This window comes from Acidimicrobiia bacterium (genome assembly GCA_035948415.1).
Lineage (GTDB): Bacteria > Actinomycetota > Acidimicrobiia > IMCC26256 > PALSA-555 > PALSA-555.
On record DASZJD010000121.1, the window covers coordinates 1 to 23,172 of the forward strand.

The following is a 23,172-nucleotide window of genomic DNA, read 5'->3' on the forward strand; positions in this document are numbered from 1 at the left end:
GATGGGTCAGAATGTCGGACCCCGAGCAGAATGAATTCTGCGTCTCCACCGGAGTCGAGTGGTAAAGGCTTGATGCTGCGGGCACCATCCAAGGCTCCGCTGCCTCCCGTCTTCCGGTGAAGCGCCCCCCGCGAACGGCGAACATAGATCAAGCGTTCTGCCCAGCCTGGTCTGTAACTCGGCGGTGGTCACAAGTTGACGCTCGCCGCAACGCATGCGCCCAGATCGTTCGATCGGAGACGACCGGCCCGACAATGCGACAGGCGTCCGTGAACGGAGGCCTGTCCAGCACTTCTTGGAGCGGACGACGGGACTCGAACCCGCGACCCTCACCTTGGCAAGGTGATGCTCTACCAACTGAGCCACGTCCGCGCGGCGTCAGAGCGTACCAAAGGGCTCGTAAGCCGCCTCCGCTCGAGCTGGGCTACGTCCCCGCCAGACGGCTCACGACGGGAGCGAAGGCCTCGAACGTGTCGTCGCCGAGCACGACGTACGACGCCCCCCACTCCTCGCGCCGCTGGACGAGCGTGTCGCAGACCTCGTCGACGGTTCCGACGAGCGCCACCCCTGAGGCCAACGCCTCGTCGACGGTCGTCCCGAAGGAAGGAGCGAGCGCGCCGGCGAGGCCTTGGGCGTCATCGGTGATGGCGGCCAGGAAGTACCGCACCTGCAGCTCGAGGTCCGCGAAACGCTCGCCTGCCCCTTCTCGGACCCACGCGACCTTCTGACGGGTCTGCTCGGCGAGCGAGGTCTGCACGGCGTCGCCGGTGATCGTCCCGGCTCGCAGGTTCGGGTTGATGCCGACGATGTCGGCCTCCCGGCCCGCGAGTCGCAGGAGCTTCGGACCACCGCCACCGACGACGATCGGCGGCCGGGGCCGCTGGATGGGCTTCGGCACCCCGTCGTAGGACCGGATCGTGTAGTGGCCGCCGTCGTGATCGAAGGGGCCGTCGCCCCACGCGCGCTTGATGATGGTCAGCGCCTCAGCGAGCCGCTCGATCCGGACGCCAGCGGTGTCGTAGGGCAGGCCCAGGGCCTCGTAGTCGGCCCGCATCCAGCCCGCCCCGATGCCGAGCTCGAGGCGGCCGTCCGAGAGGACGTCGACGGTGGCCGCCTCTTTGGCCGTGACCGCTGGGTGCTTGTAGTCGTTGTCGAGCACGAGCATGCCGACGCGCAAGGACGTCGTGACGGCGGCCGCGAACGCGATGCCAACCATCGGGGCCAGCTCCGTGTCCACGAAGTGGTCCGGCATGACGAGCGTCGAGTAGCCGAGGTCCTCGACCTTGTGGGCCAGGGCGGCCCAGTCCGCCGCGCCGCGCGACCCACCGACCTGCACGCCGAAGCGGAAGCGGTGGTCATGAGCCACGCCGGCTCCTCAGGTCCCCGCCAGGCGGGCGACGACCGGCGCGAACTGGTCGGCCACCGCGTCGTCGACGACGACGTAGCTCATCTGCCAGCGCGCTCGACGGGCCTCAAGGTCGTCGACCATCTGCTCGACCGTGCCGACGAGCGCGATGGGCGTCTCGAGGGCCACGTCGGCGGTCACGCCGAAGGCTGGTGCCATCGCCTCGGCCAACGACTGTCGGTCGTCGGTGAAGAAGACGAATCCCGCGTACTGCTGGATCTCGAGGTCCGGGTAGCGGTCACCGGCGGCGTCGCGAACCCACGCCAGCTTCTGGTCGGTCGCGGCGGCGCTGAGCGAGCGCGCCGTCTCGGGGTCGTCGGCGGTGCCTCGCTGGAGGTTCGCGTTGATCCCGACGATGTCGGCTTCGCGCGCGGCGAGGGACAGGACCCTTTGCCCGCCTCCCCCGATGATGATCGGGGGATGCGGGCGCTGGACGGCGTCCGGGCCGCCGTCGAGATCCGTGATCTGGTAGTGCTTCCCCGCGAAGGTGACGGGACCGTCGCCGAACAGCCCCTTCAGGACCGCGACCGATTCGGCCAGCCGTTCGATGCGGGTGCCGGGCCGATCGAGCGGCAGGCCGGCCTTCTCGTAGTCGGCGGTCATCCACCCGGCGCCGATCCCGAGTTCGAGGCGGCCGTCCGACAGCAGGTCGATGGTGGCCGCCTCCCGGGCTAGCACGACGGGGTGCTTGTAGTCGTTGCCGAGCACGAGCGCTCCCACCCGGAGATGCGTCGTCGCCTCGGCGACCATCGCCATGGCCGGGATGGGCGCGAGGGGATGGTCCACGAAGTGGTCGGGAACGAACAGGGTCGAGTACCCGAGCTCCTCCCACCGTCTCGCCGCGTCGCGGTACTGGCTTCCGGACTCGGCTCGCGGCGCCATGACGCCGAAGCGAAACTTGCGGTCGTGCGGCACGGGGCCGCACGCTAATGGCCGCTCGACGCGGGGGTCCATCGGTGCGCTGGCCGCGCGACGCCCCCGGCTGGCTCAGCGGCCGGTGGAGCCGAACCCGAACGTGTCCCGCGTCGTCGCGTCGAGGCTGGGCACCTCGACCCACTCGATCGAGGACTCGACCGCGGTGATGACCAGCTGGGCGATCCGATCGCCGCGATGGACGGTGTACGCCTCGGACGGGTCGGTGTTGACGAGGAGCACCTTCAGCTCGCCTCGGTAGAGGGAGTCGATGAGCCCCGGCGTGTTGAGGCAGGTGACGCCGTGGTTCAGCGCCAGACCCGAGCGAGGGAGCACGAGCCCCGCGTGTCCCGGCGGGATCGCGACCTGGAGACCGGTCGGGACCAGGGACCGGCCGCCGGCCGGGTCCAAGCGCACGTCGATTCGAGCCGGGAGGTCGTACCCGGCGTCGTGGGCGTGGGCCTGGGTGGGCATCGGCACGCCGTCATCGAGGCGGGCGACGGGGACTCGCAGGCTCAAGCGGCCAGGTCCCCGAGTAGCTCGTCGCGCTGTTCGTCGGTCAGCAGGGTCGCGGCCTGATACTCGGGATGGTCGACGAGGAGCCGGACCGGCGCGTCGCCGAAGGCTCGCTGCTGGTCGTCGGTCAGCGCGAACTTCAGGTAGTGGACCGTGGTGGTGATCTCCGACCGCGTGAGGCGCTCGACGTCTTGGGCCCGCCCAGTGACGACCTCGCTGCCGACCTCGAGGTGGACGTGCTCGTGGACGCCGACGAGGCGGGGCAGCCAGTAGGCCAGCGACTGCGGGTCGTCGATCTCGATGAACAGCGTCCCGGAGAGCTCGCCGTCGTTCGGGATTAGCTCGTTGTAGGTCTCCACCTCGTGCGCGATCTGCTCGTCTCGCAGCATGCGCTCGGCCCGGGCCATCTCCTGGATCTGGAAGCGCATCGTCGCGGCGTTCTCGAAGACGATCGTCATGAGGTCGCCGAGCGCGATCCGGCGGCGCCGCTTCGTGGCGATGATCTCGGCTCGGAAGGCGTCGCGCTCGCGCTCGTACTCGCGCAGGTCCCTGATGTCGGCCAGCGTGAGCTTGCGCACGAGCTCAGGCCTCGTCGATTCCGTAGGCGCGGGCGAGCACCTGGACGGGGTGCAGCGGCGACGCACTCGTCGCCTCGCGGATCGCGGTGTTCGCCAGGTGGCAGTCGCCGGCGACGAGGTCCGTGGCCGCGGCGTCGACGGCGTCCATCAGGGGCTTGGCGATTCGTTTGGCCATGACCACGTTCTCGGCCCGGAGGCCCCAGGTCCCGTCGATGGCGCTGCAGCGCTCGAGGACCGTCACCCGGGCGCCGGTCAGGGCCAGCAGGTCCGCGCTCTTCGGTCCCATCTGCTGGGCCCGGTAGTGGCAGGCCGCGTGCCAGGTGATCGTCTCGTACGTCGGCCCGGTGAAGTGCGTGTCGAGCGGCTCGTCGCGGTGGCGGGCCATCAGGTACTCGGCAACGTCGAAGGTGTGCTCGCCCACGAGCCGGGCGTCGTCCGTGCCGAGGAAGTCGGGGATCTCGTTCTTCAGCACGTACGCGCAGGTCGGCTGGGGGACGATCACGTCGCGCCCCGCCCGGACCGCGTCGGCGAGCGCGGCCACGTTGCGCGCCGCGAGTGCCTCGAACCGCTCGACGTCGCCGGCGTCGAGGGACGGCATGCCGCAGCAGACCTGGCCCTCCGGGAGCTCGCAGGCGATGCCGTTCCGCTCGCAGACGCCCACGACCGCCTTCCCGATCGGGGGCTCCTGGTACTCGACCATGCACGTCGGGAACAAGGCGACGGTCGCCCGTCGGGCCGGCGCCGGGGTCCGGCCGCGGAACCAGCGGGAGAACCGAACCCGGGCGTAGCTCGGGAGCAGCCGGTCACGAGCGATCCCGGTCGCCTTCTCCATGACGGTCCGGGCCGGCTTGACCCGGTCGAGGGCGTTGACGAGGGGGGCGAGTGTCGTCGCCACCGTGCCCTGCAGGTCGGTGCGGGCGAGCAGCCGGGCGTTCACGGCGGCGCCGTGGTCCCGGGTCGTCACCGCCGCCGACCGGAGCATGAGGCGGGGAAAGTCGACCTTCCACTCCTGGCCCTGGTCGGGCGTGTACGGGCAGACGAGGTAGCAGAGCTTGCACTGGTAGCACTCGTCGACCACGACCCGGTGCTGCTGGGAGCTGAGGAACGTGACGTCCTGCGGGCCGTCGTCACGCTCGTCGATCATCCGAAACAGGTCCTTGAACGACGGGCACAGCCGCACGCAGATGCGGCAGTCCGAGCAGATCTGGAAGGTGCGGTCCCGCTCGGCGCGTGCCGCGCCAGGGTCGAAGTAGTGCCAGTCGAGCGGGTCGTAGAGGTGCGTCGTCGTCACCGGGACCTTTCGGATCCGACGGGCCCGGGGTCCCCCGGGCCCGTCGACAGGCGTTCCCGGCTACTGGAGCGTCTCGAGGCCGCTGGTGAACCGGCCCGCGTGGCTCTTCTCGGCCCGGGCCAGCACCTCGAGCCACTCCGAGATCTCCTCGAAGCCCTCGTCACGGGCGGTCTTGGCGAAGCCCGGGTACATCTCGGTGTACTCGTAGGTCTCGCCCTCGATGGCCGACTTCAGGTTCTCGTTGGTCGGACCGACGGACACGCCGGTGACCGGGTCCCCGACCTCGGCCAGGAAGTCGAAGTGGCCGAAGGCGTGACCGGTCTCGCCCTCGGCGACGGACCGGAAGAGCGCCGAGATGTCGGGGTACCCCTCCACGTCGGCCTTCTGGGCGAAGTACAGGTAGCGGCGGTTGGCCTGGCTCTCGCCGGCGAACGCGGTCTTGAGGTTGTCGTGGGTCTTGGATCCGTCGAGTGCGGGCATGGTGGGTGAGCTCCTTTGGCTGTGGTGACGTTCAGGACACGGTGGCCGGCGCGCAGTCGGCGCAGATGCCGCGGAAGTGGACTTCCACCTCGGCGACGGTGAACCCCCGCCGGTCGCGGGCCGGGAGGCGGAGATCGCGGACGTCGACCAAGACGTCGTGAACGCTCCCGCACACGGTGCAGATGAGGTGATGGTGGGCGGACTCCACGTTCGGGTCGACCCGGACGCTGCCGGTGCCGAGGTGGATGAGCTCCACCTCGCCCATCTCCTCGAGGTCGTGCACGGTCTGGTACACGGTCTTCAGCGAGATGGTCGGCATGGCGGTCCGGGCCCGCTCGTGGAGTGCCTCGACCGTGGGGTGGCTGGCGTCGCCCTGCAGCAGCCCGAAGATGGCCTGCCGCTGGGGCGTGACCCGGAACCCGTGCTCCCGGAACCGCTCCGTGAGCTCCTCCACCGTCCTCATAACAAGGTGAGTTTATCGACAATCGTTGTCGATTGCCAACCGGGGCCGCGGCGCCGTGCGGGGAGCCGGGCGGTCCCGCCTACGCTGCCGCCCCGATGCCGCTGCTGGTCGGGGACGTGATCCGGCACGCGGCCCGGGTGGTGCCCCGCCGCCTGGCGGCCACGATGGGCGCCGACGAGCTCACGTTCGCGGCGCTCGAGGACGGCTCGAACCGCGTCGCCCGGGCCCTGGCCGCCCGTGGGGTCGGCCGCGGCGACCGGGTGGCGTGGTGGGGCGAGACCGGGCTGGCGGCCCTGCCTATCTTCGGCGCCCTCGCCAAGCTCGGCGCCGCGTTCATGCCGGTCAACGCCCGCCTCGGGGCCGACGAGGCGAGCAAGGTGATCGAGTACGCCCGGCCCCGGCTCACGATCCTGGACCCGGACCACGAGGGCGCCCCGTTCGCGGCCGTGCCCCAGGCCGAGATCTTCCGCGACGCCAGGAGGCTCGAGGGGAACGACGTCGTCGAGGCCCTCGACGAGCGCGAACCGCACGTCGTGTTCTTCACGAGCGGGAGCACGGGCCGTTCGAAGGGCGTGATCCTCTCGCATCGGGTGAGCTACCTGCGCAGCTTCCCCAACCTCATCACCGACTGGCAGGGCGGCACCGTCTGCATGTTCCCGCTCTTCCACATGTCGGGCTGGTCGATGGCCTTGAACGCCTGGCAGATGCGCCTGCCCATCCACCTCGCGCCGCCGGAGGCGGCGCCGCTCCTCGAGACGGTGGAGCGGCGGTCGGCGAGCCGCCTCTACTGCCTGCCCGCGGTGTGGACCCGCGTGCTCGACCACGACCGGAGCGCCTACGACCTGCACACCCTCCGCGAGTGCGACACGGGGACGTCGGCGACCCCCCCGGAGCTCCTCGTGGCGATCAAGGCCGCCTTCCCCGACACGGTCACCCGGATCTACTACGGGTCCACGGAGGCGGGGCCGGCGACGCTGCTCGCCGACGCCGACCTGACCCGCAAGCCCGGCTCGGTCGGGCTGCCGGTCTCGGGGGTCGACGTGCGCCTGGCCGACGACGGCGAGGTGTGCGTCCGCAGCGAGTTCCTGATGGACGGCTACTTCGAGCAGCCGGCGGCGACCGCGGCCGCGCTTCGGGACGGCTGGTACCACACCGGTGACCTCGGCGTCCTCGACGAGGAGGGCTACCTGTCGATCGTGGGACGGGCCCGGGACGTGCTGCGCACCGGCGGCGAGACGGTCGCCCCCGGCGAGGTGGAGGACGTCCTCGCCGCCCACCCGGCCGTCGCCGAGGTCGCCGTGGTCGGGGTCCCCGACGTGCGCTGGGGCGAGGTCGTGTGCGCGGTCGTCGTCCCCGCGCCCGGCCAGGAGCAGCACCTCAGCGTCGAGGCGCTGCGCGCGCACTGCGAGGGCCGGCTGGCCGCGTTCAAGCAGCCGCGCCGCCTCGAGCTGGTGGCGGAGCTGCCACGCACCCCGGCGACCGGGCAGATCCAGCGGCGCCTGCTCGTCGACCGCCTCCGAGCGCCGAACCGGTCGTGAGCCCGACGCGGTCGACGGTGCGATACTGCCGCCGTCCGTAGACTGACATCGGTGTCAGTCCGGCCTGACGGAGGGGGGACCCGATGGTCGTTCGACGTGCCGTGCTGGTGGCGGCGCTCGTGCTCGCCCTGGCGGCGATGGGCCTCGCCAGCGGGACCGCTGGCGCCGCCGGTGGTGGCGGCGGCGGCGCGCAGTTCCCGGGCCCGAAGCCGGGCAAGGCGTCGACCCCGTGCACGAACGACCCGGGGATCAGCGACACCCAGATCAAGGTCGGCGGCATCCTGCCCCAGAGCGGACCGAGCGCGCCGTCCTTCGCCGACTCCGAGAACGGCATGCGGGCCCGCTTCGACCTCGCGAACGCGACGAACGAGCTCGGCCGGCGCAAGATCAGCTTCACGGCCGAGGACGACGCCGGCGACCCCGCCCGCAACGTGACCGCGGCCCAGAAGCTCGTCGAGCAGGACAACGTCTTCGGGATCGTCGAGAACAGCCTCTCCGCGGACGCCAGCGCCCGGTACCTGCACCAGAAGGGGATCCCCGTCGCCGGCTGGCACCTCGGGCTCGCCTCGTTCGGGACCTACCCGAACATGTTCGGGTGGCGGAACAGCTTCCCGCCCGACGCCGGCAAGAACACGTTCACGACGCTGAACGTCGACTTCCTGAACACGAGAGCCGTGACGAAGGTCGCGCTGGTCGGCGCGAACACCGCGAACAGCTCCACGTTCGTCGACCAGATCGACCGGGCCATCAAGCTCGCGGGCCAGGGCATCAAGGTCGTCTACAAGACGACCAGCGTGACCGTCGATCAGCGCGACTTCACGGCGGAAGCGCAGCGGATCAAGGACTCCGGCGCCGACGCCGTCGCCACCGGGATGGACTTCCTCCAGGACACCGCCCTGTCGGCGGCGCTGAACCAAGACAACTACAAGGTGAAGGTCATCCTTTTCCCCGCCGCTGAGGACTCCCGGATCCTGCACCTGCCCGGCATCGAGGGCGCGTACTTCGGGACCGAGGTGATCCCGTTCGAGCTGAACCCGCCGGCGTACCTGACCTACAAGGCCCAGATGCAGAAGGAGGGCAAGTTCTTCGAGGGCGAGGTCCCCTACATCGGCTGGCTCTCGGCCGACACGTTCATCGAGGGCCTGAAGGCGGCGGGTGTGAGCTGCCCGACCCGCAAGGGCTTCATCAAGAACCTGCGCGCCGAGAAGAACTGGACCGCCCACGGCGCCTTCAATCCCGTCGACTTCGCCAAGGCCTTCGGGAAGCCGCTGTACTGCGTGTACTTCGTCCAGGTGCAGAACGCCACCTTCATCCCGCAGTTCGGGGGCAAGCCGTTCTGTGCCTCCCGGGCGATCAACGGCAACAAGGTGACGAAGCTGACGCCGGCACAGATCGCGAACGGCTGACCGACCGACGGTCGAAGGTCCAGCCCGGCTCGACCGAGCCGGGCGGGACCCGACCGGGGAGGCACGTTGCAGGGCTACATCCTCGCGGGCCTGGTGCTGGGGAGCGTGTACGCAATCTCCGCGCTCGGGCTCGTCCTCACGTACGCGTCGTCCCGCGTCGTCAACTTCGCGCACGGCGCAACCGCGTACGCGGTCGCGATCTTCTACCACTGGCTGAACCACGAGCAGGGCTGGTCGATCCCAGCCTCCGCGCTGGTGTCCCTCCTCGTGTTCTCGCCGCTGCTCGGCCTCGGGCTCTGGGCGCTGCTGTTCCGGTGGCTCACGCACGCGCCGGCCGAGATCCGCTTCCTCGCGACCGTCGGCCTGTGGGTGGCCCTGCCCGCGGCGGTCCGAATCGTCTTCCCGTTCAGCCAGGCGGAGGTGTACCAGCCCCAGGGCCTGGCGCGACTCCCGGCCGAGATCTTCCACCTCAGCGTGTTCGACCTCTCGATCAACGCGAACCAGCTCGTGATCCTGGTCGGGGGCGCCGCGATCGTGGTCGGGCTCACCGTGATCCTGCGCCTCACCCCCATGGGCCTCGCCACGCGCGCCACGGTCGACTCGCCGCGCTCGGCCGAGGTCTCGGGGATCAACACGCGCGTCGTCACCGCCGGGTCGTGGGCCCTCGGTACCACGATGGCCGGCTTCGCGGGGATCCTCCTCGCGCCCCTGCTCGGCCTGAACGACCTGGAGTTCACGCTCCTGCTGGTCGCCTCGATCGCGGCGGCGGTGGTCGGCCGCCTGACCAGCCTCCCGCTCACGTTCGCCGGCGCGATGGTCATCGGCCTGATCCAAGGCGTGTCCGTCGACTTCCTCCCGAGCACCGGCGTCCTGGCCCGAGGCTTCAAGCCCAGCGTCCCGTTCATCGTGATGCTCGCGTGCCTGCTCCTGTACCAGGGGCTGCGGCGCGAGCGGTTCGAGGTCGACCTGCGATCCGGGTCGTTCCGACCCGAGGCGCCGGCGGCGCCGCGGGCTCGCGGCTGGCGGGCTGCGCTCGGCCCGCTCGCGGTGGTGCTCGCCCTCTTCTCGGTGCCGATCTGGCTCAACGACTTCTGGATCGGGGTCGTGACCCAGGGCGTGGCCCTCGGCATCCTCTTCCTGACCTTCACGATCGTGACCGGCGAGGGCGGCATGCTCTCGCTCTGCCAGGCCACCCTCGCCGGGGTGGGCGGGTTCACGGCGGTCGCGCTGGCGACGCACTCGACGATCTTCGGCGTCCACGTCCCCGACTGGTTCGGGTCCGGCGCGGGCTGGCCACTCGGCCTGGCGATCCTCGCCGGGGCGATCCTCGCCGTGCCCGTCGGCCTGCTCGTCGCGTCGCTGAGCCTCCGCCTCGGGGGCGTCTACCTCGCGCTCGCCACGCTCGCCTTCTCGCTGCTCGTCGAGCAGCTGGTGTTCGCCCGAAGCGAGTTCGACAACTTCGGTGCGGGCATCGAAGTCACCCGGCCGATCTTCCTCGGCATCGACTTCAACGACCGCACCAACTTCTTCCTGCTCCTCGCGGTGATCTTCTGCGTCGTGGCCGTGCTCGTCGTCAACCTGCGCCGCGCCACCACCGGTCTGGTGCTGGCCTCGATGCGCTCGAGCGAGCAGGGCGCGGCGACGATCGGGGTGAGCATCGTGCGCTCGCGGCTCCTCGCCTTCGCGGTGAGCTCGTTCGTCGCCGGGCTCGGTGGCGCGCTCTACGCGGTGACGATCGAGCGCGCCCAGCCGACGAGCTTCAACGTCCTCGTCGGCATCGTGTGGCTCGCGATCGTCGTCACGTGGGGGGTCCGCTCGGTCCTCGGGGCGCTGATCGCGGGCATCGTCTTCGCCGTCGTGCCCCAGAAGCTCATCTTCATCGTGGTGATCGCGCTCGTGCTGACCGCCGGTGCCCTCGTCGCCCGACTCGTGATGTCGGGACGCATCCGCACCCCGGCCGGCGCGGTCATGGCGGCGGTCGTGGCCGCGGTCGGGATCGTGGGGACCGGGCTGCTCCTGACCGTCGACGTGCACGAGACCGTCGCCGGCGTGTCCGTCCGAGACCTCCCGACGATGCTGTTCGGTCTCGGGGCGGTGTTCCTGGCGCGCGAGCCGCGCGGGATCCTCTTCAACGTCGTGAACCGTCTCCGGCTTCGTGAGGCGCAGCGTCAGGCCGGCGTGGCGGAACCAGCCGAGCCGGCCGCGGGCCTGGCCGAGGCGCGCGCGTGAGCGAGGCCCTCCTCGAGGCTCGGGGCGTGAGCGTCCGCTTCGGCGGCGTCGTCGCCCTGAACCAGGTCGACTTCGCGGCCGGGACGGGCGAGATCACGGGCCTGGTCGGGCCCAACGGCGCCGGCAAGACCACGCTCTTCGCCGTGCTCTCGGGCCTCCTCCGTCCCCGCTCGGGACAGGTGCTGTTCGACGGTGTCGACGTGACGAGCGCGTCGGCCCAGCGCCGAGCCCGCCTCGGGCTAGCACGCACGTTCCAGCGCCTCGAGCTGTTCACCGAGCTCACCGTGCGCGCCCACGTCGTCGTCGCCCACCGTGTCCGCCGACACCGCGACCGCACCCTGCTGCGCGACCTCGCCGGCTTCGGAGCCCGTCCGACCCCCGACGAGGACGAGCGCGTCCACAGCATCCTCGCCCTGCTCGAGCTGGAGGCGGTCGCCGACGTGCCGGTCGTGCTGCTCCCGCTCGGGACCGGCCGGATCGTCGAGATCGCTCGGGCGCTGGCGACCGAGCCACGGATCGTGCTGCTCGACGAGCCGACGTCGGGCCTCGACGTCCACGAGACCGAGCGGGTGGCGCACGCCCTCCGTGCCGCGAGCCGCGACCGGGGCGTGGCCTTCGTGATGGTGGAACACGACGTCGAGCTCGTGCTCGAGCTCTCGGAGGATGTGACCGTCCTCGACTTCGGGCGCGTGATCGCACGGGGATCGCCGGCGGACATCCGATCGAGCGCCAACGTCCAAGCCGCGTACCTCGGCGCGCCAGCCGACGCGGAGTCCGGGTGACCGACGCCGCGGCGCCGCTGCTGGTCGTCGAGCAGCTCGATGTTCGCTACGGCGAGGCGCGTGCGCTCTTCGGCGTCGATCTCGAGCTCGCGCCCGGCCGCACGCTCGCCGTCCTCGGGCCGAACGGCGCCGGCAAGAGCTCGCTCGCGGCGGCGGTGGCCGGGCGGGTCCGGCCCACGGCCGGCCGGGTTCACTTCGCCGGCCGTGACGTGACCGGCTGGCCCGCGCACCGGCTGAGCCGGCTCGGGCTCGCCTACGTGCCCGAGGAGCGCGCGATCTTCCCGCACCTCTCGGTGCTCGAGAACCTGCGGGTGCTGCTCCGCCACGCCGTGCCCCGCCGCGAGCGCGCCGGCGCCATGGACCGCGCCCTCGACGCCTTCCCGATCCTCGGCACGCGGCGCCGTCAGCTGGCGGGGACGCTGTCGGGCGGCGAGCAGCAGATGCTGAGCCTGGCCCGGGTGCTGGCCGCGCCGCCTCGGCTCCTCGTCGCCGACGAGATGTCCCTCGGGCTCGCGCCCCTCGTCGTGGGGCTCGTCTTCGACGGGCTGGTGCGGGCCCGCGAGGCGGGGGTGGCGGTGCTGCTGATCGAGCAGTACGTCGAGCGGGCCCTCGAGTTCGCCGACGACGCCGTGATCCTGCGCCGAGGTCAGGTCGTCTGGCGCGGGGCGTCCGCCGACGCCGGCTCCGAGCTCGTGGCCAGCTACCTCGGCGACGCCGGCTGAGCCCCCGCGCCCGTCACGAGGCCTCGGCCCGCAGCCGGTCGCGGAGCACGAACTTCTGGACCTTCCCCGACGCGGTGCGCGGGAACTCGGTCACGGCACGGAGCTCCTCGGGCCACTTCTGCCGGGCCAGCCCGGCCCGCTCGAGGTGCTCGCGCACCGCCGGCAGCGACGGCGCCGCGACGCCGGGCTGCATGCGGACGAACGCGGCCGCGTGCTCGCCGAGCCTCGCGTCCGGCGCCGCCACGACCGCCGCCTCGGCCACGCCGCCCAGGTGGAGCAGCTGCTCCTCAACCTCCAGCGCGCTGATGTTCTCGCCGCCCCGGATGATGATGTCCTTCTTGCGGTCGACGATGGAGACGTAGCCGTCGGCGTCGCGCACCCCGACGTCCCCGGTCCCGAACCAGCCGTCGCGGTCGAACGCCGCCGCGGTGAGGCCCGGATCGGTGTAGCCGACGAAGCAGTCGGGCCCCTTGCTCCAGATCTCCCCGGGCTCGTCGACACCGAGGACGCCGCCGGCGTCGTCGCGGAGCTCGAGCTCGACCCCGGGCAGGGCGCGGCCGTCGGTGTGGATCCTCTTCTCGAGGGGCGCGTCGTGGGTCATGCCCGTGATCGACGGGTGCTCGGTGGAGCCGAAGCTGCGGACGGTGGAGATCCCCATCGCCGCGCACCGCTCCCCGACCGCGGCCGGGACCGCCGACCCGCCGAGCCCGATGTGCGCCATGAGCGCTCGGTGCGCGTCGGTGAAGTCGGGGTGGTCGAGGAGGCTGATGAGGAAGTAGGTCGCCCCGTTCCCGCTCGTGAGCTGCTGGTCGAGCATCGTCGCCAGCACCCGAGCGGGGTCCCAGACGTCGATGAGGTGGATCGGGTCCCGTCGCCACACCGGGATGAGCAGGGCGGCGAGCATGCCGATGCCGTGGCCGACCGGGGCGCCGACGAGCGCCGGCCGGCCCCCCTTGGCCTGGATGGCGCCGAGCTGGCGGATCTCGAAGCCGATCGTGCGGTGCGAGTGGACGACCCCCTTCGGGTCGGCGGTCGTCCCCGACGTGTACGCGATGAGGGCGGGCGCCGACGGGTCGGTGGGCGCCGGCTCGTCGACGCGGTCGGCGGCGGCGAGCGCTGAGAACGGCTCCGCCTCGGACGGGGCGGCCGCGCCGACCACGAAGACGCGCTCGAGCGCGCCGAGCCGCGGCCGCAGCGCCTCCAGGTTGGCGAGGTAGTCGAGGTGCCCGAACCGGTCGGCGGTGACGAGCACGCGCGCCTGGGACTGCTCGAGGATGAACCCGACCTCCTTCGGCCCGTAGAAGTGCACGATCGGGACCGGGACGGCGCCGAGCAGGGCGACGGCCCAGAACGTCGCCGCCGCCTCCACCCAGTTCGGGAGCTGGAACGCCACCGGCTCGCCGGGGCCGACGCCCGCCGCTCGCAGCCCGCCGGCGACCCGGCGGGCCAGGTCGAAGCCGTCGGCGAACGTGCCCCGCCAGGGGCGGGTCTGCGAGTAGACCGCGAGGGGCAGGTCGCGGCCCTCGAGCAGCCCGGCGGCCAGGATCGAGCCCAGCGTCTCGTCGGTCCACGATCCGTCGGCGACGTAGCGGCGGGCCCGGTCGGCGGCCACGCCGTGCAGGTCGAGGTCCAGCGCCATGGGCTCCCTCCGGCTCGAGACGGTACCGGCCCGCTCGTGCGGCCGTCCGAGGGCCGGACGGCGGACCGTCCCCCGAAGACCCGGTCTTCAGTCCGGTTGCCAGCCCCGCCGGGCCGGAATAAGGTTCCCGCAGTGCAGAACGTGGTTCCGGTCGAGCGGGCCGTGGCCGCTCGGACCCTCGAGGAGCGAGCCACCGCGTACGCCGACGAGGTCCGCCGCCTCGTCGACGCCGCCTACGGGGTGATGCGGCGCACCGGGTCGCTCGACCCTCGGGTCAGCGACATCGTGCGAGCTGCCGGGCTCTCGAACCAGGCCTTCTACCGGCACTTCCGGGGCAAGGACGAGCTGCTGCTCGCCGTCCTCGAGGACGGGCAGCGGCGCCTCGTGGCGGCGCTCGAGCGTCGGATGGCGAGGGCGACGACCGGCGCCGGCGAGGTGCAGGCGTGGGTCGAAGGGCTACTCGAGCAGGCCCGCAACCCCGAGGCCGCCGCCAACACGAGGCCGTTCGCGGTGAACGGGGCCCGGCTCACCGAGCGCTACCCGGAGGCGACCGCGAGCCAGCGCGAGCGCGTCGTGGCGCCCCTGCGCGACGCCGTCGCCGCCGCCGGCGGCGACGCCCGCCGCGACGCCGACGCCATCTACCACCTCGCCATGGGCCGCACCGAGGACGCGATCGTCCGGCGCGAGCCGCCGAGCCGCGAGGACGTGGCCCACCTCGTCGCCTTCGCGCTGCGGGCGATCGGAGCCCCGGCGTCATGAGCGAGCGCGAGGTGCTCCTCACCGGCATCGGCGGCCAGGGCGTGCAGCTGGCGGCCCAGGTCCTCGCCCGGGCCGCCGTGCTCGAGGACCGCCACGTCCTCCTCTTCGGTGTCTACGGCGGCGCCATGCGGGGCATGAACACCGACGCCACCGTGGTCGTGGGCGAGGGGCCGGTCGAGGCGCCCCCCCTGCTCTCCCGGGCCTGGTCGGCGATCGCGATGCACGACCGCTTCTGGGCTCCCGTCGCGCCGAAGCTCGTCGACGGCGGGCTGGTGGTGCTGAACGACGCCACGTTCAGCGCGCCGCTCGGCGAGGGCCGCTACGCCGTGCACCGGGTCCGCGCCGCCGAGCTCGCGGCGGCCGCCGGCAACGAGCTCGCGGCCTCGATGGTGATCCTCGGCGCCTACGTCGGGCTCACCGGGCTCGTCGGCTTCGACGCCGTGGTCGCCGGCATGCGCCAGTCCGTGCCCCCCTACCGGCGGCAGCACGTGGAGGTGAACGAGCGGGCCTTGCGGGCCGGCTTCGACGCCGTCGAGCCGCTGGCGGTGCCGGCCTGGTCGGCGGAGCGCACCCCGGCATGACGACGATCACGAGCCGGGGCACGATCCGCATCGACACCGAGGCCTGCAAGGGCTGCGAGCTCTGCATCACCGCCTGCCCGCCCCGCGTGCTGAGCATGTCCGAGCCCGTGAACCGGGCCGGGTTCCACTACCCGCTCCTCGAGCCCGGCTGCACCGGCTGCGCGGCCTGCCTGTTCGTGTGCCCCGACTTCTGCTTCGAGGTGTACCGCTTCGCGCAGCCGGTGCTGAGCGAGGTCGACGCGTGACGACGATCGCCGTGCGCAGCGCCGACCGGCGCCTCATGGAGGGCAGCGAGGCCATCGCGCTGGCGGCGATCGCGGCGGGCTGCCGCTTCTTCGCCGGGTACCCGATGACGCCGTTCACCGAGGTCCTCGAGCACTTCGCCCGCTACCTCCCGGACGTCGGGGGGACGTGCATCAACGCCGAGAGCGAGCTCGAGGCGGTCGGCATGGTGTGGGGCGCGCTCGCGACCGGGGCGCGGGCCGCGACCGGCTCGACCGGGCAGGGCCTCTCGCTGATGCAGGAGTCGTTCGCCGAGATCACGCTGGCCGAGCTGCCGCTCGTGGTCTTCAACATGGCCCGCGGCCAGGGCGACTACTTCCAGGCCACCCGCGGCGGGGGCCACGGCGACTACCGCCACCTCGTGCTGGCCCCGGTCGACATCACCGAGGCCGTGGAGCTGACCCAGCTGGCGTTCCACCTCGCCGACCGGTGGCGCAACCCGGTGCTCGTCTACGGCGACTACCTCACCGCCCACGTCGAGGAGTCGGTCGCGGTCGACCGAATCGACTTCGGGCCGGTGCCGGCCAAGGATTGGGCGGTCGACGGCACCGCGAGCGGCAGCGGCCGGTCCCGGCTGCTCTCCCCCCTCGGCATCGCCAAGGTCGGCGCCGAGCCGGTCGGGATCGAGGCCCACCTGCGGGCGGTGACCGCCAAACTCGGCGAGGCCGAGCGCACCGAGGCCCGGGCCGAGACCGGGTTCCTCGACGACGCCGAGACCGTCGTCGTCGCCTTCGGCAGCCCGGCCCGGTTCGTGCGGGCCGTGGTGCGGGAGCTGCGCCGGGGCGGCGAGCGGGTCGGGTACGTCCGCCCGATCACGCTCTGGCCGTTCCCGACCGACGTCGTCGCCCACGCCGCCGACCACGCCCGCACCGTCGCCACCTTCGAGCTCAGCGCCGGGCAGATGATCGACGACGTGCGCCTCGCCGTGCTGGGCCGCGCCCCGGTCGTCGGGATCGGCGGGATCTCGACCGACGGCTCCGGGTTCGGGGTCGGCCGGCTCCTCGACGTCGACACGATCCGCGAGCGGATCCTGGCCGTGCACCGGGGCGGCCCCGACGCCGAGCTGCCGCCCCTGCCCGACAACGAGCGGACCCTCTGGTAAGGAGACGACGATGCCGACGATCGACACCTCGACGGCCCCCGAGGGCGCCCGCCAGGTCGGCGCGCTGAAGCCCGAGCTGCTGCTCACCGGCGAGCACAACCTGTGCCCGGGCTGCGGGGAGCCGCTCGCGCTCCGCTGCCTGCTCGACACCATCACGGAGCTCGACGTGACGAGCCGGACCATCGGCGTCGTCGGCATCGGCTGCTACACCGCGTTCTCGATGAGCATGGACGTCGACCTCGTCCAGGCCCTGCACGGGCGGGCACCGTCGGTCGCGACCGGGGTGAAGCGCATGCGGCCCGACGCGCTCGTGTTCACGCTGCAGGGCGACGGCGACATGGTGAACGAGGGGCTCCAGGAGGTGCTGCACACCGCCGCGCGCGGCGAGTCGGTCACGTGCGTGCTCTTGAACAACGGGGTCTTCGGCGAGACCGGCGGCCACATGACCGCAACCACGGTGCTCGGCCAGCGCACGAAGAACACGATCGACGGGCGCGACGCCGCCTACCACGGCTACCCGATCCTGATCGGCGACCTCATCGCCCGGCTCGAGGGCGCCGCCTACGTGGCGCGGGGATCGGTGCACAACGCCGGCGCGGTGGCGCGCACGAAGAAGATGGTGCGCCGCGCCCTCGAGGCTCAGGAGCGCTCGGCCGGCTTCACGTTCGTCGAGGTGCTGACGATGTGCCCGACCGGGTGGTTCGTCCCGACCGAGGCGGGACCCGAGTACCTCCACGAGACGCTCGGCGAGGTCCACGTCATGGGGGAGCTGAAGGTCGACGGCCGGGTGCGCACCACCGAGGAGCTGCGGGCCGAGAACGTGGCCCGCCAGCGCGAGGTGGAGGCCCGCCTCGCCGCCGGCGGCCTCGACCGCTGACGGGTGGACTTCACCGACCCGCCCGAGGCGGACGCGTTCCGGCACGAGCTGCGGGCCTGGCTCGACGAGCACGTCACCGACGAGGTGCGGACGCTCGGGCGGGCCACGAGCCTCGACCCCGGCTCGGAGCGACTCGAGCGGCTCCGGGCCTGGAACCGCGAGCTCGCCGACGCCGGCTACGCCGCCATCGCGTGGCCGCGCGAGTACGGAGGCCGCGGGGCCGGGGTCCTCGAGCAGGTGGTGTGGGACGAGGAGCTGCACCGGTCGGGGGCGCCCGGCCCGATCAACGTCATCGGGATCCCGAACGTCGCCCCGGCGATCATGGCCCACGGGACGCCGGCGCAGCAGACCGGGCTCCTGCCCCGCATGCGGCGCGGCGACGACATCTGGTGCCAGGGCTTCTCCGAGCCCGACGCCGGCTCCGACCTGGCGTCGCTGCGCACACGGGCGGTGCGGGACGGCGACGACTGGGTCGTGACCGGCCAGAAGATCTGGACCACGCTCGGCCAGGTCGCCGACTGGTGCGAGCTCCTCGTGCGCACGAGCCCCGAGGCGCCGAAGCACCGCGGCATCAGCTGCCTGCTCGTCGACTTGCACCGACCCGGCGTCGACGTGCGCCCGCTCGTGACGATCACCGGCGAGCGGGAGTTCAACGAGATCTTCTTCGAGGACGTCCGCGTCCCCGTCGACCAGACCCTCGGCCCCGTGGACGACGGCTGGCGGGTGGCGATGACCACGCTGGCGCACGAGCGCGGCGGCGTGGCCCGGCTGCACCTCGGGCTCCGCGCCAAGGTGCAGCGCCTCCTCGAGCTGGCGCGCAGCACGCCGCTCGGCGACGGCCGGATGGCGAGCGACGACCCGGCGCTGCGCCAGCGCTTGGCGCGCGCGTACCTGCACGCGGAGCTGCTGAAGCTCCTCTCGGACCGGGCCATCTCGCGCGAGCTGCACGGGCGGCCGCTCGGCCCCGAGGGCAGCCTCGCCAAGCTGGTGTGGAGCGACACCGAGCAGCTCGTGGCCGAGGTGTCCGGCGAGGTGCTCGGTCCCGACGCCAACAGCGGCGAGTGGGGCCGCGATCGCGTCATGGCCCGCTCGCACACCATCGCCGGCGGCACCACCCAGGTGAACAAGAACATCATCGCCACCCGGATCCTCGGCCTGCCGCGCGCCTGACCCCCGCCCGGCGGGGGGCCCCGCCTCGGCCGCAGGCGTTCGGGTGGGGCCTGGCGAGCCCCCGAGGCTCACGGCGAGCGCGCGCTGGACTCCGTGGCCCGGGCCCGCTTCATCTCAAGGGCCCGCGCGCCCGTGCCGACACCTGAGGGTGGCCGCGACGGACGGCTGCCGGGGAGGGTGCGTGGATGCGGGCGCTACCAAGGGCTGCGGCCGCGGGCGCGTTGGTGGTCGCCGCGCTGACGATCGTCGGCACGTCGGCGGCCTCCGCCGACAGCGGGCGAAGCTCGACGCCCCCCGGGGGAAGCTCGACGCCCCCGGTGACTCCCATCCTCGAGTGTGTGTTCCACGACACGAAGACCGGCCAGTACAACTCGCTGTGGGGCTACAACAACACGTCGACCTCGACCCAGTCGATCGCCGCCGGCAGCACCTACAACTTCTTCTACCCGTCGCCGTACACCCGCGGTCAGCCCGGCTCGTTCGCCGCGGGCCGACACGACAACGTGTTCACCGTCACCTGGGACGGCAGCTCGACGATCTACTGGGGCCTCGGCAGCGGGGTCGCCTACGCGTCGACCACCTCGCCGGCCTGCAGGACCAACCCGGTACCGATCACGGGTACCGACCTGCCGTGGTGGGTCCTCCCGTTGGCCTTCCTCGGGCTCGCCATGATCGGCATCACGTTCTGCGCTCGGCGCTACGGGCTCGACCTCACGTTGAGCCGCTCGAGCGCATCCTCGCACCGCGACTGATCCCGGGCTACGAGCGGCGCCGCCGCGCCCCCAGGATCAGCCGATGGTCGAGGCATGCGCCGCCGCCTTCGCCTCACAGCTGCGCGGCGTCGTGCTCCAGGAGGGCCGCGAAGCGCTTGCGCGCCGCGGCCCGCCGCTCAGGCAGGTGCTCCGGCGGCCAGAGTCCCTCGTACGGCTGGTAGCGCTTCAGCACCTGGCGGGCGATCGTGACCTTGTGCACCTCGGTGGGCCCGTCGGCGATGCCCATGACCGGCAGCATCGCCCACATGCCGGCGAGCGGCATCTCGTTCGAGACGCCGAGGGCCCCGTGCACGTGCAGGGCCCGGTACACGATGTCGTGGAGCACCTTCGGCGTGAGCACCTTCACCGCCGCGATCTCGGTGCGGGCCTTGTGGCCCCCGACCTGGTCGATCTTCCACGCCGTCTGGAGCACGAGGAGTCGGAACTGCTCGAGGTCGATGTACGAGTCGGCGACCGCCTCCTGGACCATCTGCTTCTTGGCCAGCACCTCGCCCTGGGTGACCCGGGACAGCGCCCGCTGGCACATCATGTCGAAGGCCCGCTGGCACATCCCGATCGTGCGCATGGCGTGGTGGACCCGGCCGCCCCCGAGGCGGGTCTGGGCGATCACGAACGCGTGGCCCTCGCCGCCGAGGAGGTTCTCGGCCGGGACCCGCACGTGGTTGTAGCGGACGTAGGCGTGGCTGCCGCTCTCCTCGGGCTCGGAGCCGAGCCCGACGTTGCGGAGGATCTCGATGCCGGGCGTCGACGTCGGGACGAGGAACATCGAGGTGCCCTGGTAGACGGGCACGTCAGGGTCGGTCACCGCCATCACGATCGCGAACTCGGCGTACCGCAGGTTCGACGAGAACCACTTCTCCCCGTCGATAACCCACTCGTCGCCGTCCTTCCAGGCCCGGCACTTGAACTGACCCGGGTCGGAGCCCGCCTGCGGCTCGGTCATCGAGTAGCAGGAGACGATCTCGCCGTCGAGCAGCGGCTGCAGGTACTTCGCCTTCTGGTCCTCCGTGCCGTAGTGGGCGATGATCTCGGCGTTGCCGGAGTCGGGGGCCTGGCTGCCGAAGACGCTCGGCGCCCAGTGCGATCGGCCCAGGATCTCGTTCATGAGCGCCAGCTTCAGCTGGCCGTAGCCCTTGCCGCCCAGGTCGGGGCCGAGGTGGCAGGCCCAGAGGTCCTGGTCCTTCACCCGGGCCTGGAGGGGTCGGATCACCTCGCGGTGCACGGGATGCGACTTGTCGTACACGACGTGAGACCCAAAGGCCAGGTCGATGGGCTCGAGCTCGTCGCGGACGAACTCGCTGATCCAGTCCAGCTTCGCTTGGAACTCGGGCTCGGTCGAGAAGTCCCAGGCCATCGTCTACCTCGCTCTCATGTCGGCAGGGCCACGTTGACCGTGCCGTCCTCGCCGGTCGGCAGGGGGCGGGGCTGCGGGGACAGCCGCACCCGCCGACCGACCAGCTCTTCCACCTCCGCGGCCGCGAGCGCGCCCGGCTCGAGCAGCCGCCCGTAGGTCCGCGCGCCACCGTCCAGGTCGCAGACCAGCACCCCGGTCTCGGGCTCGCCGTCGCGCCCGTGGATGACCGAGTACGCCGCCACGGTGGCCTCCTGGCCGTCCTCGACGTCGACGATCGGGCGCGGCGGGTGGCGGGCGTCGAGCTCGGCCTGGAGCCGGGCCTGGTCCGGCGGCGCCGTCGGGCCCGGCTCGGTGCAGTACACGCCGTACACGTGCTTCGTCATGTGCATGCCGACCCCGCTCACCAGCCCGGCGGAGGCCGGGTCGGCTCGCAGCACGTCCACCATCGTGGCGATCGAGTGGGTCATGTAGTTGCTGCCCGCGCCGCCGTGGTACGGGAGGCCGCCCGTGACCGTCAGGGGCCGCGGGTCGTCGGCGCCGAGGCCGAGGGCGTCCCTCGCGAAGTTCAGCGAGCTGCCGAAGCACGAGTAGAGGTCGAGGTGCGCGACGTCGTCGACCCCGATCCCGGCGAGGCGCAGCGCCTCGCCGGCGGCGGCGGCCATCGCCGGCGAGCGGTGGAGCTCGTCGTGCTCGGCCACGTACGTGGCGTCGGTCGCGTAGCACCAGCCGCGCGGGTACACGCGCTGGTCCGTCGGCACCCCGAGCCGGTCCGCGGTCTCGTGGCTGGCGAGCAGCAGCGCCGCGGCCATATCCACGTCCATGATCGAGATCATGTACTTCGTGTACGGGTAGCCGACCATGCGGTTCTCGGGGCTCGGGTCGATGATCTCGTCGAGGGTGCGCTCGACCGGGAACCAGGCCAGCGGGTTCTTCGCCGCGATCTGGGTCATCGGCGCCAGCATCGCGCCGAGCTCGTGCCGGTACTCGGGGAGCGGCCGGCCGAGGTGGGCGCGCCGGGCGTTGTCGAAGACGGCGAAGGTCAGCCACGCCTGCATGACGTCGTGGGCGAGCTCGGCCGGGTGGAACGGCGCCTCCCACGGGTACGGGCGCTTCTCGGCCGGCTTGAACGAGTACGGGTAGCGCTCGCCGCGGCGCTTGTAGCGGCGCTGCGTGGCCAGCGCCTCGGCGCCCCCCATGAGGGCGAGGTCGAGCTCGCCCCGGTGGATGCGGGTCGCCAGGTCCTGGACCAGCACCTGGGGCGTGGTGCCACCGATGCCGGAGTAGTGGCGGCGACGAGGCTCGGCGCCGATCCGCTCGGCGAGCCGTCCCGGCGGGTCGTCGTACTGCCAGGTCTGGCAGTAGACGAGGTCGATGGCGTCGAGGCGCTCGAGCGCGGACGCGCCGACCCCGCTGTCGGCCGCGGCCCGGCGGGCGACGTCCTCCCACATGACGAGCGGCTCGGGCGCGCCCTCCTCCCCCACCTCGTCGGGGTGCCAGGTGCGCTGGCCGACGCCGATGACGCACGGCGTGCGGGGGTCGGTCACGTCGCCGCGCCGCCTGGGGTCATCGGCCCTGCCAGTTCGGCGGCCGCTTCTCGGCGAACGCCTTCGGCCCCTCCACGGCGTCCTCGGTCTGGAAGATGTAGGAGGAGATCATCGACTCGTTGCGGTAGGCCTCGGAGAGGCTCATGCCGAGGCCCTCCCACACGCTCTGCTTCGTGGCCTGGACCGCGAGCGGGGCGTTGGCGGTGATGCGGCGCGCGTAGCCGTACGCGGCGTCGAGCAGCTCCTCGCGAGGGACGACCGCGTTCAGGAGGCCCATCTCGTACGCGCGCTGGGCGGGGATCAGGTCGGCGCAGAGCAGGAACTCCATGGCCTGGGCAAAGGGGATCTGGCGGGGCAGCCGGACCGTGGTGCCGCCGCCGGCGAAGAGCCCGCGCTTGGGCTCCATCACCGCGAACTTCGCCTCTGGGCAGGCCACGCGGATGTCGACCCCGCCGAGCATCTCCATGCCCCCCGCGGTGCAGAAGCCGTTCACGGCGGCGATGATCGGCTTCCAGATCTTCGCGCCCCGCAGCACCGCCTTCGTGCCGTCCTCGAGGCGGTACCCGTCCACCTCTTGGACGCCGCCGTCGGCGATCTGGCGTTGCAGCCGGGTCACTTCCGGGATGTAGCGCTTGAGGTCGGCGCCCGTGAAGAACGCGTCGCCCACGCCGGTGATGATCGCGACCCAGGCCTCGGGGTCGGCGGCGAAGCGGTCCCAGGACTCGCGCAGCTGCCGGAAGTGCTCCATGTCGGCCGAGTTCTTGGCCTC

Annotated in this window: 23 protein-coding genes and 1 tRNA gene; 12 read left to right on the forward strand and 12 right to left on the reverse strand. The window is 72.3% G+C overall.

Annotated elements, in window-relative coordinates; genetic code table 11:
* Positions 1-296: 296 nt before the first annotated feature.
* The 8 genes from VG869_16015 to VG869_16050 form a co-directional block, all read right to left on the reverse strand.
* Positions 297-372 (reverse strand) — tRNA-Gly (locus tag VG869_16015).
* Between the two features lie 52 nt (positions 373-424).
* Complete coding sequence (locus tag VG869_16020) at positions 425-1,366, reverse strand: TIGR03621 family F420-dependent LLM class oxidoreductase (protein ID HEV3452690.1); 942 nt, start codon at positions 1,364-1,366, stop codon at positions 425-427.
* A gap of 9 nt (positions 1,367-1,375) precedes the next feature.
* Positions 1,376-2,320 carry a TIGR03621 family F420-dependent LLM class oxidoreductase gene (locus VG869_16025; GenBank protein HEV3452691.1) on the reverse strand — a complete coding sequence of 315 codons (945 nt, stop codon included), beginning with the start codon at positions 2,318-2,320 and terminating at the stop codon, positions 1,376-1,378.
* A 72-nt stretch (positions 2,321-2,392) separates the two neighbouring features.
* Positions 2,393-2,836, reverse strand: coding sequence for a dUTP diphosphatase (dut, locus tag VG869_16030; GenBank protein HEV3452692.1), 444 nt, complete (start codon positions 2,834-2,836; stop codon positions 2,393-2,395).
* On the reverse strand, positions 2,833-3,411 hold the full coding sequence (locus VG869_16035) for a DUF3501 family protein (protein HEV3452693.1): 579 nt from the start codon (positions 3,409-3,411) through the stop codon (positions 2,833-2,835). The genes dut and VG869_16035 overlap by 4 nt, the downstream gene beginning before the upstream one ends.
* A 4-nt stretch (positions 3,412-3,415) precedes the next feature.
* Entirely contained in the window at positions 3,416-4,702 is a 1,287-nt protein-coding gene (locus VG869_16040) for a heterodisulfide reductase-related iron-sulfur binding cluster (protein ID HEV3452694.1), read from the reverse strand.
* A gap of 60 nt (positions 4,703-4,762) precedes the next feature.
* Positions 4,763-5,182, reverse strand: a complete 420-nt coding sequence (locus VG869_16045; GenBank protein HEV3452695.1) for a rubrerythrin family protein — start codon at positions 5,180-5,182, stop codon at positions 4,763-4,765.
* Between the two features lie 31 nt (positions 5,183-5,213).
* Positions 5,214-5,645 carry a Fur family transcriptional regulator gene (locus VG869_16050; GenBank protein ID HEV3452696.1) on the reverse strand — a complete coding sequence of 144 codons (432 nt, stop codon included), beginning with the start codon at positions 5,643-5,645 and terminating at the stop codon, positions 5,214-5,216.
* A gap of 95 nt (positions 5,646-5,740) precedes the next feature.
* Between VG869_16050 and VG869_16055 the strand changes: the two genes are divergently transcribed.
* The 5 genes from VG869_16055 to VG869_16075 all read left to right on the forward strand — a co-directional run bounded on the left by VG869_16055 (position 5,741) and on the right by VG869_16075 (position 12,322).
* Positions 5,741-7,183 (forward strand): AMP-binding protein, encoded by a 1,443-nt coding sequence (locus VG869_16055; protein HEV3452697.1) that lies wholly within the window; start codon positions 5,741-5,743, stop codon positions 7,181-7,183.
* Between the two features lie 83 nt (positions 7,184-7,266).
* Positions 7,267-8,589: an ABC transporter substrate-binding protein gene (locus VG869_16060; GenBank protein HEV3452698.1), complete on the forward strand. Its 1,323-nt coding sequence runs from the start codon at positions 7,267-7,269 to the stop codon at positions 8,587-8,589.
* 66 nt (positions 8,590-8,655) lie between these two features.
* Positions 8,656-10,818: an ABC transporter permease gene (locus VG869_16065; protein ID HEV3452699.1), complete on the forward strand. Its 2,163-nt coding sequence runs from the start codon at positions 8,656-8,658 to the stop codon at positions 10,816-10,818.
* Positions 10,815-11,600: an ABC transporter ATP-binding protein gene (locus tag VG869_16070; GenBank protein ID HEV3452700.1), complete on the forward strand. Its 786-nt coding sequence runs from the start codon at positions 10,815-10,817 to the stop codon at positions 11,598-11,600. Before VG869_16065 ends, VG869_16070 begins: the two co-directional genes overlap by 4 nt.
* Positions 11,597-12,322: an ABC transporter ATP-binding protein gene (locus tag VG869_16075; GenBank protein HEV3452701.1), complete on the forward strand. Its 726-nt coding sequence runs from the start codon at positions 11,597-11,599 to the stop codon at positions 12,320-12,322. The genes VG869_16070 and VG869_16075 overlap by 4 nt, the downstream gene beginning before the upstream one ends.
* Before the next feature lie 13 nt (positions 12,323-12,335).
* On the opposite strand, the gene VG869_16080 is transcribed toward VG869_16075, so the two are convergent.
* Positions 12,336-13,961: an AMP-binding protein gene (locus VG869_16080; GenBank protein HEV3452702.1), complete on the reverse strand. Its 1,626-nt coding sequence runs from the start codon at positions 13,959-13,961 to the stop codon at positions 12,336-12,338.
* Positions 13,962-14,093: 132 nt separating this feature from the next.
* Between VG869_16080 and VG869_16085 the strand changes: the two genes are divergently transcribed.
* The 7 genes from VG869_16085 (at position 14,094) to VG869_16115 (ending at position 19,484) form a co-directional block, all read left to right on the forward strand.
* Positions 14,094-14,720, forward strand: a complete 627-nt coding sequence (locus VG869_16085; protein ID HEV3452703.1) for a TetR/AcrR family transcriptional regulator — start codon at positions 14,094-14,096, stop codon at positions 14,718-14,720.
* Positions 14,717-15,301, forward strand: a complete 585-nt coding sequence (locus tag VG869_16090) for a 2-oxoacid:acceptor oxidoreductase family protein (GenBank protein ID HEV3452704.1) — start codon at positions 14,717-14,719, stop codon at positions 15,299-15,301. Before VG869_16085 ends, VG869_16090 begins: the two co-directional genes overlap by 4 nt.
* Positions 15,298-15,546 carry a 4Fe-4S dicluster domain-containing protein gene (locus VG869_16095; GenBank protein ID HEV3452705.1) on the forward strand — a complete coding sequence of 83 codons (249 nt, stop codon included), beginning with the start codon at positions 15,298-15,300 and terminating at the stop codon, positions 15,544-15,546. The genes VG869_16090 and VG869_16095 overlap by 4 nt, the downstream gene beginning before the upstream one ends.
* Positions 15,543-16,685 (forward strand): hypothetical protein, encoded by a 1,143-nt coding sequence (locus VG869_16100; protein ID HEV3452706.1) that lies wholly within the window; start codon positions 15,543-15,545, stop codon positions 16,683-16,685. The genes VG869_16095 and VG869_16100 overlap by 4 nt, the downstream gene beginning before the upstream one ends.
* Positions 16,686-16,695: 10 nt before the next feature.
* On the forward strand, positions 16,696-17,562 hold the full coding sequence (locus VG869_16105) for a thiamine pyrophosphate-dependent enzyme (GenBank protein ID HEV3452707.1): 867 nt from the start codon (positions 16,696-16,698) through the stop codon (positions 17,560-17,562).
* 3 nt (positions 17,563-17,565) lie between these two features.
* Positions 17,566-18,732 (forward strand): acyl-CoA dehydrogenase family protein, encoded by a 1,167-nt coding sequence (locus VG869_16110; protein ID HEV3452708.1) that lies wholly within the window; start codon positions 17,566-17,568, stop codon positions 18,730-18,732.
* A 317-nt stretch (positions 18,733-19,049) separates the two neighbouring features.
* On the forward strand, positions 19,050-19,484 hold the full coding sequence (locus VG869_16115) for a hypothetical protein (protein ID HEV3452709.1): 435 nt from the start codon (positions 19,050-19,052) through the stop codon (positions 19,482-19,484).
* Between the two features lie 73 nt (positions 19,485-19,557).
* Here the strand turns inward: VG869_16115 and VG869_16120 are convergent, their stop codons facing one another.
* From VG869_16120 to VG869_16130, 3 genes are all read right to left on the reverse strand, one after another.
* Entirely contained in the window at positions 19,558-20,859 is a 1,302-nt protein-coding gene (locus VG869_16120; GenBank protein ID HEV3452710.1) for an acyl-CoA dehydrogenase family protein, read from the reverse strand.
* Positions 20,860-20,873: 14 nt separating this feature from the next.
* Complete coding sequence (locus VG869_16125) at positions 20,874-22,403, reverse strand: acetyl-CoA acetyltransferase (GenBank protein ID HEV3452711.1); 1,530 nt, start codon at positions 22,401-22,403, stop codon at positions 20,874-20,876.
* Positions 22,404-22,422: 19 nt separating this feature from the next.
* The coding region (locus VG869_16130; GenBank protein ID HEV3452712.1) for an enoyl-CoA hydratase-related protein at positions 22,423-23,172 on the reverse strand (750 nt) is incomplete at its 5' end.